The following is a 12620-nucleotide window of genomic DNA, read 5'->3' as shown; positions in this document are numbered from 1 at the left end:
TTTATATTTGAGTATTGTATAAAGTAAACCATCAACAATTCCCCTTGAACCTATGAATTTTCTTTGTATCTGTACTTATTTTAAAGGTGTAGAATTTTTAAAATCTTGCAAAGCAGAAGGTAATAATGTGTATTTGCTTACCAACCAAAAACTGCAAGATAAAGCATGGCCTCGTGAGTCAATCGACGAGATTTTTTATTTAGATAACGTAGAAAACACCTTCGATACCTACCAAAAAATATTGGTTGGCTTAGCAGCTTTGATGCGTAGCAAAAAAATTGATAGAGTAGTGGCACTTGATGACTTTGATGTCGAAAAAGCAGCTTTGGTGCGTGAGCATTTCCGAATTCCAGGAATGGGACAAACTACTGCTCGTTATTTTAGAGATAAGCTCGCCATGCGTGTGCAGGCACAAGATGCGGGTATTGCTGTTCCGCCTTTCAGCACGCTTTTTCATGATATTGATATTACTGAATATTTGCAACGTACTTCTCCGCCATGGGTGATAAAACCCCGTTCTGAAGCATCAGCCGCTGGAATCAAAAAAGTGCATAGTTTCCAAGAAGCATGGGACACCGTGCATTCGTTGGGCGACGAACGCCACAATTTCTTGATTGAGCAATTCAAACCTGGCGATGTTTATCACGTTGATTCGCTAACGCTAAATGGTAAAGTAATTTTTACGAGATGTAGCCAATACCTAAACACGCCTTTTGAGGTAGCTCACGGTGGTGGAATTTTCCGCTCGGTTACGGTTGAGCATGAATCGGAAGATGATGCCGCACTCAAGAAGATGAATGAAGATGTGATGCGGGCGTTTGGTATGAAATCGAGTGCGTCACACACCGAAATGATAAAATGTTATGAAGATGGTAAATTTTATTTCCTCGAAACGGCTTCAAGAGTAGGAGGGGCAAATTTGGCCGAAATGGTTGAATATTCGTCGGGAATAAACTTGTGGAGAGAATGGGCAAAAATTGAAACCGTAGTTGCGGCAGGAGGAACTTATGAATTGCCAGTTGTGGAAGATTATTATTCGGGCATCGTGATTTCGCTTTCATCGCATGAACACCCAGATTATGCTCCATTCAATGACCCCGAAATTGTTTGGAAAATGAACGAAGAATATCATATTGGACTTATCGTTCGTTCAAAAAGTAGAGCAAAAGTACTCGAACTCATGGAAAAATATGCCACAATGATTCGAGATTTGGGCTATCATGCTTCTGCTCCCGCTCCTGATAAACCTGTACATTGATTTACGACAACCATCTTTCAACCAAGCCATAATGACACAACAAGAAATCATCAATTACGTAAACAATCATCCATCGGGCAAAGTCAAATTGGCAATTGCTGATATTGATGGAGTTTTACGTGGAAAATATATTAGTAAACAAAAATTTATGTCCCTTTTGGATGGAGATTTAGGTTTTTGTGATGTAGTTTTTGGCTGGGATATGGCCGATGTTTGCTACGATAACGCCAGCTTTACAGGTTGGCACTCGGGCTACCCCGATGCAAAAGCAAAGCTGGATTTGAGTACATTTCGTAAAATTCCGTGGGAAAATGATATTCCATTTTTTTTAGCCGAATTTATTGAAGAAGCGGCCGAGGTTTGTCCAAGAAATGTACTAAAAAGAGTCATTGAAGATGCTGATAAACAAGGTTTTAAGCCTTTCTTTTCGCAAGAATTTGAGTGGTTTAATTTTGAAGAAACTCCTGCATCTATTCATGAAAAAGGTTTTCAGAATCTGACGCCACTTACGCCTGGAATGTTTGGTTATTCGTTACTCCGTAGTAGCTTACGCAACGATTTCATGACTAATATTTTCGAGCAACTTACCAAATTTGATATTCCACTCGAAGGTTTGCATACCGAAACTGGGCCAGGAGTTTACGAAGCTGCAATCACTTATTCGGATATTTTATTGGCTGCCGATAGAGCAATTTTATTCAAAACTTCGGTCAAAGAAATTGCCAATAAATTGGGCATAATGGCCACTTTTATGGCAAAAGTCAATGAAAATCTCCCAGGTTGTAGCGGTCATGTGCATCAAAGTCTGTGGGATTTGGCAGAAAAAAACAACCTTTTTTATGATGAAAATGCTCCCAATCATATCAGTTCATTGATGGAAAGTTATATGGCTGGGCAGTTGCATTGTTTGCCGCATATTTTGCCGATGGTTGCTCCGACAATTAATAGTTATAAACGTTTAGTTGAAGGTGCTTGGGCCCCTACAACGCTTACATGGGCGGTCGATAACCGAACGGTGGCTTTGCGAGCTTTGCCTTTGGGTAAAAAATCTTGCCGCCTCGAAACTCGTGTTGTTGGGTCAGATACGAATCCCTATTTGGCTTTGGCGGCTTGTTTGGCGGCTGGCTTATACGGCATTCGTCATCAACTTAAACTTAATCAGCCCGCTACGGTTGGCAATGGCTATCGTGATATTAGTAATGGTATTTTACCACGCAACTTGCACGAAGCTACGCAAGCCATGGAGAACTCCGCTATTGCCAAAGAACTTTTCGGCGAAACTTTCGTGCAGCATTTCACTCAAACCCGAGATTGGGAGTGGAGACAACATGCCAAAGTAGTAACCGACTGGGAGTTAAAACGTTATTTTGAGATAGTTTAAATCAATGATAGAATTTTGAATGATAGAATGTGTGCCGCAGTGGATACTGAATATTTAGGCATTTAACTTTCAGAATTTTATCATAATTATTTAGTCAACAGCATTCATTCTCTCATCCTATCACTCTCTCATTCATTCATTAAATTTCCATGATAATCCTCGTTGTGTTTTTGGCGATAGCCTTCATTGTTGTTTCTTCTACTTGGTTCAAACTTCACCCTTTAGCGGGCTTACTTTTGGCGGCTTTAGGCGTTGGAATTTTTGCAGGTCTGCCGATTGATAAATTGGCCGAAATAATCGGAAAAGGCTTCGGAGAATTGATGTCGAAAATTGGTTTGATGGTTATTTTGGGATGCGTGATTGGAGCAATTCTCGATAAATCAGGAGCGGCAATTAAGGTTGCTGATATAATTCTAAAACTTTTTGGTGAAAAATATCCTGCTTTTGCGATGTCGGTCATTGGAGCGATTGTCGGTATTCCTGTTTTTTGTGATTCTGGTTTTATTATTTTGGCAAAACTGAATAAAATTGTAGCCAAGAAAGTAAATCGACCGCTCGGAACGATAGCTATTGCTCTTTCGGGTGGACTTTTTGCTACGCATACGCTCGTGCCACCCACACCTGGCCCACTTTCGGCAGCAGGAAATCTGAACCTGACCGATTCCGTTGGACTTGTAATTTTGGTTGGTTTGGTAGTTTCGATTCCGAGTTTATTTGTTTCTACTTGGTTTGCTCAAAAATTTGCTTCAAATGTAGAAATAATCGAAGGTAACAATTTGGAAATCAGCGAAGTAATGAGCAGCAACTTGCCTGCGTGGAAAGCATTTATGCCAATTTTGCTACCAATTTTGTTGATTGCTTTTGCATCTTTTGCCAAAATCTCTCACATTTTTAGTGAAGAAGTTTTGCACTGGTTGAGTTTTCTCGGTAGTCCATTAGTATCGTTTTTATTGGCAATTGGGTTTTCTTACACGCTTTTTCCCGAAAAACCTGCTGATAAACTATTAGCCTGTTTCAAAAGTGGCATCGAGCATTGCGGCACAACGCTTGTGTTAGTAGGAGCGGGGGGAGCTTTCGGAGCCATTTTGAAAGAAACGGCTCTCAAAAACATGATTAGCGAGTGGCTTTTGGCCAATCAGACATCGGGCGTAATGTTTTTGGTGATTGCGTTTTTGGTAGCTGCATTTTTCAAAACAGCACAGGGGTCAACCACCACTTCGATGGTACTTACTTCGGGTATTTTAGCACCGCTCGCAAGTACCGTAGGTTTTACTGAGCCACTCGACCTTACGCTATTAGTAATGGCAGTAGGTAGCGGAGCAATGACCGTTTCGCACGCCAATGATGCTTGGTTTTGGGTGGTTTCGCAGTTTACAGGCCTCAACCAACGAGATGCCTACCGCACTCACACATTACTTTCAGGCTTGCAAGGAATTGTGAGTTTGATTGTGGTTTGTTTGATTTATTTGATATGCTAAAAAGCATGAATAATCCCGAATTTTAATTCCTCAATAAGGATTTAATTCATTGCCGTCAGTTTTAACTGACGGCAATGAATCGTTTCTCAAATTAAATTCGGGATTACTCATGTTTTTATGGACTGTTGACTGAAAACCGTTGACTATTTCTACACATTCAACCAATAGGTCATTTTCAAAATCAATGCCCGATTTTTAGGAGTCCATGCTTTGATGTAATAATTCGGAATATTTTCGGCAAAATAATTATCAGTATAAACCAAAAATAAATCAGAAACAGGACGGAAACGCCACTGTAAACGAGAGTTGATATTCGTATTATTGGTTTGGGTATTATACTGAAAAAACGTACTGAAAAATACACTTTTCGAGAAAGATAACTCAGCACGAGGGCCAATTAACCAGTATTCTACGCTATTATAAGGCAGTGGCATATCAATTTTTGTGTATTCACAATCCACCGAAAATACACCGTAGGGTTGATAACGATAACCAATACTACCACTAAAATTTGTAGATTTTCCATTAATTTTTTCGGCTTTATTCGAGAAATACGAACCTTTCGAGAAGTCGAATTCGCCATTAATATTGTTCCTACGACTACTTTCAAAACCTATATTAAATGTTCGTGAACGATAGTCGCCAACGGGCAATTCTACTACATTTTTGTAAGTATCGGGATTTGGGTTATCGCTGGCATTGGTTGGGTCGAAAGGATTAAACAAGTGAGTAAAACTTGAACCATAAGCAATGTAGGCCTCTGACCCCCTTGGACTACTGGCAAAAACAAAGAGATTCGTTTCGCTATCAAGCCTTTTACCTTTTAAATCATAAACATCATTTCCCTCCGAACCAAAGCCATACGCATTGATATACTTAGCAATCGTTTGTGATTTTGGATTCAAAATAATGGTTAGAGGCCGGTATATTTGCCAAATTCCTGTGCGTGGCACAAAACCTACATCGGCACGGTAGTTCTCGCCAATACGTTGTACGCCCAGGTTTAGTTCAAGATTTGGGTGACTATAACCCATAAAGTGAGCGGCACTTCCTGCATCTTTCTTGTTTTCTGGCGAAAACGATTGATGATAATAACTTTCAGATTGGAATTTGTTATCTTTTGAATAAAAATTAAATTCTAAACCACCAACTCGATTATACTTTCTGTAACCCGCCGTTTGTTCGGCACTTAGGCTGCTGAAATCATTTTCTTTATTCACAAAAATACCCCCCAAAGTTGAACGATTCAAGAGTTTTCGCTGCACAACCGCCACCGAATAATTTGCCGCTGGTAAATATTTATCTTCACCAAAATTTACCTTTCTGGTTTGCATATTCATTACACCAATTCTCCAATCGTCGTTGAGTTTTCCGCTGAGTCTTGCCCCTGCCAAAATCGGTACTCGTTGCGTGTTTCCAGTATTCGGATTCCGAGTAATACCAATGCGGCGAGAGAAAAACGGACGAGTATCAGGAAAACCAAAAGTGCCAAAAAGGTCGTTGTTTTCGAGAAAAAACTGCCTTCTTTCGGGAAAGAATAACTCAAAACGACTCAAGTTTGTCACTTGTCTGTCAACCTCAACCTGTGAAAAATCGGGGTTTATTGTTAAATCTAAGTTCAACGATGGCGTAACCGCAATCTTAGCATCCATACCTACGCCCGCAGGGAAATTTGAAGTTGTTGGAAGGGCTTTTAAATCACTTTCATTGCGTGGAAAATCTTTTTCAATAGCGACAGAAACAAACGGAATCAACGAAACATTTGCTCCAGGTTTTGGCGGATTTTCGTCCCAAATCAAATTGCCTGCAAAAGCCAAATTTGCTGGCGGAAAATTACGAGGAACTGGTCGCCAAGTTGATACTTCATTTTGTTTCAATACATTTCGGCCAAAGTTTACTCGCCAAGTATTTTGTTCATCAGCAACTTTATAACGCAGGGTTTTGAAAGGAATTGCCATTTCAACGACCCAATAATCTTCATAATTTTTTACTTGCGAATACCACTTATTATCCCAAAAATTAGAAGATTCTCCGCCATTAAAAATCAAGCCTTCACGCTGCACACCGTAGGGATTGATTGCAAACTGAAAACCATTGAGTTTATCTTTAAAGGTATCGAAATTTACCGTAAAAACATCACTTGTACCGCCTTCAAAATCACGTTTTAAAGAGGCTACTGTGTAGAGATTACGAGGTTCGTAGCAAATAGCACCCACATAAATGAAATTATCATCGAAAAGTACTTTTACCTCAGTTTGAAGTTTAGCAAAAGAAGAATCATAAGGGCGATTCAGAAAGAAGTTTTTGGCAACTTCGGCAGTTTTCCAAGAATCTTCATCAAGTAGCCCATCTAATTTGATGGGTATAGTTGATTTTTTGATATGGATATTATATTTGTCGTCGTCTTGGTTTTTTGAGTCTTGAGCAAATAATAGATTAATCCCCAGTAGGATTACTCCTACGGTAGTAAAGTATAGTTTTTTCATAAAAGATTTTATAAATTGTAGTTTGTTGCTTTTAAAATAGACACACAAAGGTACGAAAATTTGCAAAAAAAGCTTTAAATTACCCCTTTTGGTGCCTTTCCTTGTTGAAATGCTACGATATTTTCAATCACACCTTTCAATAATTCTCGACGTGCATTTACACCCGCCCATGCAATGTGTGGCGTGATAATGGTGTTTTTTGCGGTCAACAACGGATTGATTTTAGTTGGTGGCTCAACAGAAAGCACATCAAGTCCAGCACCAGCAATCACGCCAGCGTTAAGAGCATCAGCTAAGTCTTGTTCGTGGATTAGTCCGCCTCTTGAAGTATTTATCAAAATCGCAGAAGATTTCATTTGTGCTAATGTGACCTTGTTAATAAGTTGTTGATTATCAGTGGTTAGTGGGCAATGCAGCGTAATAAAATCACTTTCTTGAAATATCTGCTCTTGGCTACAAAGCTCTACATCACTCATACCACCCGAACTTAAATCTCGTTTATTTGCCAAAACTTTCATGCCAAATCCTAAACCAATACTTGCTACTTTTTTACCAATATCGCCCAAACCAATGATGCCCAAAGTTTTGCCTTCGAGTTCGACTAAAGGCGAGTGATAAAAACAAAAATCTGGACAGGAAGTCCATGTGTTTTCAATGTTTTGAGCATGTTCAACTACTCGATTTGTAAAACCTAAAATCAATGAAAACACTAATTGTGCAACTGATGCCGAGCTATATCCACGCACATTAGCAACAATTATTCCTTTGGCTTTGGCGGCATCAATATCAATGATATTATAGCCAGTGGCCGTTACGCCAATGTATTTTAGATTGGGTAATTGACTGATAGTCTGTGCGTTAAGCGGACATTTGTTGGTTAAGATAATGTCTGCATTTTCGGCTCGTTCAATAATTTGGTCGGGCGAAGTGCGGTCGTAAAGTGTTACATTTCCGAGTGTGTAAAGAATAGAAATATCTAAATCATTGAGCGGATTTAGGGTGTAGGCATCAAGAAAAACGATGTTCATAAGGCTTAGAATCTGAAATTTTTGACGAAATTATCACCTAAAACTTTCTCGTCAAAACACTTTATGGATAAACGGAAATTTATTCCAAAAACTTGATAATTAGTATCTTACGATAAATTTTATAGTTTTGTAAGACATTTCTCTTTTAAACATCCAAGCCCATGAAAAAACTATCCGATTTCTTTTATGCCCGAGCCAGTGGTTATCTTGTGTTAGGCTTTTTAGCCTTACAATTTACTTTTTCGGGAGCGATTTTACCCTATTTTCAAAAACAATTTGACCCCGAACTCAATCGTGGTTTGATGGATTTGAGCTTTGGTTTTACACCCGAAAAAGGTTACAGCATTATTGAATCGTATGGCGAGAAAGGTCGAGAAGTTTATCTTTTTGTCGAATCATTCATAGATGTCATTTATCCGATTGCTTATACAATAGCTTTTATTTTGTTGGTGAGTTTTTTATTTAAAAAGAATGGTTGGAACAAGCAACGTTTTGCAATTTTGAATGTCCTTCCAATTGGAGGATTAATATTTGATTTGTGCGAAAACTACGGAATTGTGCAAATGCTTCAAGCATTTCCAGAAAAAGTTGATTTTTGGGCAATATTTGCTTCAAATTCAGGTTTAATAAAATGGATTTTTGCGGGAATAACAATTTTAATGGTCTTGTGTGGTTTGATAGGTTGGGGGATAAGGGCTTTGAAAAATAAATAATACTTCAATGCAGAAGGTCGGCAAGGCTTCAAGCCTTGCCGACCTTGAAAGTACAATAATATTCAATCTAAAATTTTAAGAACATGAAAATAACTTTTTGGTCTATCTTTTTTTGGGTGATGATGGCTTTTGAGAGCTTTGCTGGCACACTTCGTGGAGCGTGGGAAATGCAGCCCGAAAGCAGTGTTTCTAACGAAAGAGCGGTGATAATTGCCACCGAAAATTACCTTTCGATTGCAGTTTTTGAGAAAAACCTTTACATCCGCACCTATGGTGGGACTTATGAAATTAATGATGCTGGCCTTACGCTGACACTCGAATTTAATGATAAAAACCCCGAGAGTGTCGGAACGAAAATCACTTATAAATTTACAAGAAAAGATAACGAGTTTACGATAGAAAATCAAGCAAAGACAACTTGGAAACGCATTGATGAAGGAAAAGATGCTCTTTCGGGAAATTGGCGAATCTCGGCACGTGCTGGGCAAGATGGACAGATGACCGAAATGAAGCGTACGGCTCGTAAGACCTTGAAAATATGTTCGGGAACAAGATTTCAATGGTTTGCTATCAACCCCGAAACCAAGGAGTTTTTTGGTACAGGTGGAGGTACATACACGCTCAAAGATGGGAAATATACCGAAACACTCGAATTTTTCTCAAGAGATAATAGTAGAGTAGGGGCTTCTTTGACTTTTGATGCGAAAGTTGAAGGAGACAAATGGCAGCATTCGGGAAAAAGCTCAAAAGGAGACCCTGTGAACGAAATTTGGGGAAAAGAAAAATAACTTTTCCCCTACATATTTAGATTTGTTGTAGAGCCGTTTCTGCGGCTTTTTTCACAATCGCCAAATCAGTTGCACCCTTAAAACCGCTAAAACCGCACGAAATAGTAGTTTTTTCATCTAACTGAATCGGTTGACCACCTTCCCAGCCCATGAGTTCGGGCAATGGAATGCCAAAATCTCGGTAATTGAGTTTATCAGTAAAAATCAAACGTTCAAATTCGCCTGTTTTGTAGCCAGTTATCCAAACTTGTGAAGCTTTTCTGTAAGCCACATCGTAGTAGCGGCGGCCTTTTAGTTTATCATCTCCCCAAATTTTTCCGTAAATATTTCCTTCATCGTCGATGATACAAACAGCTACATTTCCTTCGCAAATTCCCCAGTCGGGTTCGCTATTTTTGTAAGTAGGCACTTGAGCCGAAAGGTTTTCAAGTATCTGATGGATAATTTCTTGGCGTTTTTGAGGTGTCATTTTAGAATATTTTTATAAATAACCAGTTCAGAAAAAAAAGTAGCAATCGTAGATAAACCGATTTTTAAGTGTTTCGTGAATGCATTAATAGATAAAAAGCCCTAAAAATAACTATTTTTAGGGCTTTTTATAGTCAGAAATTATTTTCTATTCCCATCAATATCTAATTCTACAATCTCATAACCAAGCTTTTGTAGGCCAGGTAAGATTTTGGCTTTATCTCCTACCAATAAAATATTCATCTTATCAGGATTAATCCATTTTTTAGCCAAAGCATCTGCTTCTTTTTTGGTAAGTGATGCTAAAATTTTGTTTTGGGTTTCTACAAAATTAGCTGGTAAACCATAAGTCAGAATTCGACCGATGAAACCTGCTTTTTGGTTGCCTGTTTCATAACGCAACGCATCTTGTTGACCAATTGCACTTTTAGTAAATGCCAATTCTTCGGCAGAAATGCCATTGGCAGCGTAAGTTTTTAACTCTTTCATTACCTCAACTAATGCACTGTCAGTAGCATTGGCACGTATTCCTGAGCTAAATTGGTATTCGCCAGTATATTTATCTCCAGCAAAACCAGCACGAGCACCGTAAGTCCAACCTTTATCTTCACGTAAGTTGAGATTCACACGGCTATTAAATGCACCGCCAAGTGCGAAGTTCATCAAACCTGCTTTGTAGTATTCGCCAGTTGCATCGTATTTCAAGCCAGTAACATTGCTTACTCTAAATTCGGTTTGTGCTGCTTTTGGTACATCAATCAAATAAATTTGAGTTTTTGCGATAGCAGGAGCAGGTGCTGGATTAGGCAAATTGATTTTTTTGTTTGGTAATTTATTCAAAAATGCCAATTTTGGCAATATTTCACCTTCCGTAATATCACCTACAACTACCACTTTCGTGCCTTGCGATGTCATATATTTGTTGTAATAATCTTGAACATCTTTTAGGCTGAGTCTTTTTACTGTACTTTCGGTGCCATTATCGCTTAAACCCAAGATATTTCCTGTACCGTAGTTGAGTTTATCAATTACGGTAGAAGCAATTGCCGCTGGTTGAGATTTTAATTGCTTAAAGCCTTCCAATGATTGTTTTTGTAAACGATTGAAAGCTTCGGCCGTAAAGTTCGGGCTGAACATTTTCTCTTCGAGCAATTCTAACGTTTTATCAACATTTTTCTTCAAACACTGTACATTGAAACTGATACCATCTAATGTTTGTGAAACGCTGATGAAACTTCCCAATTTTTGAAGCTCAACAGCCATTTGTTCAGCTGTGTATTTTTTCGTGTCTTCGTTGAGCATATCGGCAACCATACCCGCCAAACCAATTTTAGAAGTATCGGCTGCTTGAGCCAAATGCCCCCCTGGAACAGTGATTGAAATCGTAACGGTTGGCAATTCGTTGTTGGCTGTTCCAATAATTTTAACACCACTTGGCAAATCTTTTTTCCAGAAAGGAGGCACTTTCACTACTGGATTTGCACCATTGCCTGGTGTTTTGCTTCTATCAAAATTATCTTTTGCTTTTGTATATTTCAAACCATCATAACCATAATTTGGTGCTGTGTAGTTTTGGGTATCAATGGTATAATTATCAGGTGCGGCTGGTTTTACAGCTTGTCCTTTCGTCAGTACGCTGATTGTTACGCAAGGTTTGTCTTTTAAATATTGGTTATAAACTCTCCAAACGTCTTCTTTGGTTACTGAACGATACATATCCAATAATTTACCAATCATATTTGGGTTACCAGCAAATGTATTGAAAGCCGCCAATTGGCTAACTTTTCCAGACACACTTTGTAAACCGTTTATATACTGTGCTTCGATGCCACCTTTAAATTTCTCAATGTCTTCATCTGTTACGCCACGTTTTTCAAAAACCAATAATGATTGTTTGAATAAACTATCCATCGTTGCGAGCGAGTTGCCAGGGAAAGGTGTTAGTTGGAATGAAAATTCACCCGCTAACTCGTTGAAACGGCTGAAACCACTGGCCGAAATAGCTTTTTGGTTTTTTACCATTTGTTGATAAAGAATAGAGTTTTTACCTTGACCCAAGATTTGAGCAAGACACGATAAAGCTCCCATATCTTTATCATAATTCGGAACGGTTGGGTAAGTTTTCGATAAAATCGGTAAACGAGCGTAATTATCAGTGAAAGAAGCGTATCTATCGCCCGATAATTTTACGGCTGGCAATACCGTTTTTTCAACCGCTGGTCCAGCAGGAATGCTTCCAAAATATTTATCAACTAATTTTACTACATCGGCTGCTTTTACATCGCCACCGATAGTCAAAGTGGCGTTGTTTGGGCCATACCAACGCAAGAAGAATTTTTTCAAGTCGTTTACGTCAACTCTATCTAAATCTTCCAAATAACCGATTGTCAACCAACTGTATGGGTGGCCATAAGGATAAAGGTTTTTGCTCGTAAATTCGCCCACTAAACCATACGGACGGTTATCATAATTTTGTCCTCTTTCGTTTTTTACGGTGCTGCGTTGTACCTCAAATTTCTTTTGAGTAACGGCATCTAACAAAAAGCCCATGCGGTCGGCTTCGAGCCAAAGCATTTTTTCGAGTTGATTGTTCGGAACAGTTTCATAATAATTTGTACGGTCGAGGTTGGTGCTACCGTTGAGCGTTCCGCCCGCAGCCGTTACGATTTTGAAATGTTGCTCATCGCCCACGTTATCGCTTCCTTGAAACATCATGTGTTCAAAAAAGTGAGCAAAACCACTCTTTTTGATTTCTTCTCTGGCACTACCTACGTGGTAAGTGACATCGACGTGTACGATTGGGTCGCTGTTGTCTTCATGCACAACGAGCGTGAGGCCGTTAGGAAAAACATATTTTTCGTAAGGAATGACCAATTCACTCCCTTTTTTTTCGACTTTTTCTACCAAGCGAGCTTGGCTAAATCCGAGATTAGTAAACAAACAAATAGCCGCAGCGGCTAATAGATTTTTTTTCATAGTAAAAGTGTTGATGTTTTGATGCCAAAAAAACGAATAAAAAG

9 protein-coding genes are annotated in these 12620 nt (G+C 38.9%); 5 read left to right on the top strand and 4 right to left on the bottom strand.

Going from position 1 to position 12620, the window contains the following annotated elements; translation table 11 throughout:
• The first annotated feature begins 52 nt into the window (after positions 1 to 52).
• The 3 genes from ABR854_RS03755 (at position 53) to ABR854_RS03745 (ending at position 4117) form a co-directional block, all read left to right on the top strand.
• A complete protein-coding gene (locus ABR854_RS03755) occupies positions 53 to 1258 on the top strand; it encodes an ATP-grasp domain-containing protein (protein WP_350264012.1) in 1206 nt (401 codons plus the stop codon).
• A gap of 31 nt (positions 1259 to 1289) precedes the next feature.
• Complete coding sequence (locus ABR854_RS03750; RefSeq protein ID WP_350264011.1) at positions 1290 to 2639, top strand: glutamine synthetase family protein; 1350 nt, start codon at positions 1290 to 1292, stop codon at positions 2637 to 2639.
• A gap of 149 nt (positions 2640 to 2788) precedes the next feature.
• The gene (locus ABR854_RS03745; protein ID WP_350264010.1) at positions 2789 to 4117 is read left to right on the top strand and encodes a GntP family permease; all 1329 of its coding nucleotides are present in this window, start codon (positions 2789 to 2791) and stop codon (positions 4115 to 4117) included.
• Between the two features lie 149 nt (positions 4118 to 4266).
• On the opposite strand, the gene ABR854_RS03740 is transcribed toward ABR854_RS03745, so the two are convergent.
• Both ABR854_RS03740 and ABR854_RS03735 read right to left on the bottom strand, forming a co-directional pair.
• Positions 4267 to 6603: a DUF5916 domain-containing protein gene (locus ABR854_RS03740; RefSeq protein ID WP_350264009.1), complete on the bottom strand. Its 2337-nt coding sequence runs from the start codon at positions 6601 to 6603 to the stop codon at positions 4267 to 4269.
• A gap of 74 nt (positions 6604 to 6677) precedes the next feature.
• Positions 6678 to 7631, bottom strand: coding sequence for a D-2-hydroxyacid dehydrogenase (locus ABR854_RS03735; protein ID WP_350264008.1), 954 nt, complete (start codon positions 7629 to 7631; stop codon positions 6678 to 6680).
• Positions 7632 to 7792: 161 nt separating this feature from the next.
• On the opposite strand from ABR854_RS03735, the gene ABR854_RS03730 reads away from it, so the two are divergent.
• Positions 7793 to 8344: a hypothetical protein gene (locus tag ABR854_RS03730; protein ID WP_350264007.1), complete on the top strand. Its 552-nt coding sequence runs from the start codon at positions 7793 to 7795 to the stop codon at positions 8342 to 8344.
• A gap of 83 nt (positions 8345 to 8427) precedes the next feature.
• On the top strand, positions 8428 to 9132 hold the full coding sequence (locus tag ABR854_RS03725) for a membrane or secreted protein (protein WP_350264006.1): 705 nt from the start codon (positions 8428 to 8430) through the stop codon (positions 9130 to 9132).
• 16 nt (positions 9133 to 9148) lie between these two features.
• Here ABR854_RS03725 and ABR854_RS03720 read toward each other — a convergent pair whose 3' ends face one another.
• Complete coding sequence (locus ABR854_RS03720; protein WP_350264005.1) at positions 9149 to 9601, bottom strand: GlcG/HbpS family heme-binding protein; 453 nt, start codon at positions 9599 to 9601, stop codon at positions 9149 to 9151.
• Positions 9602 to 9741: 140 nt separating this feature from the next.
• On the bottom strand, positions 9742 to 12576 hold the full coding sequence (locus ABR854_RS03715; RefSeq protein WP_350264004.1) for a M16 family metallopeptidase: 2835 nt from the start codon (positions 12574 to 12576) through the stop codon (positions 9742 to 9744).
• Between the last annotated feature and the right edge of the window lie 44 nt (positions 12577 to 12620).

This window comes from Emticicia sp. W12TSBA100-4 (genome assembly GCF_040253585.1).
In the GTDB taxonomy this organism is placed as follows: Bacteria; Bacteroidota; Bacteroidia; order Cytophagales; family Spirosomataceae; genus Emticicia.
This window is presented reverse-complemented; position numbering and strand designations above follow the sequence as displayed.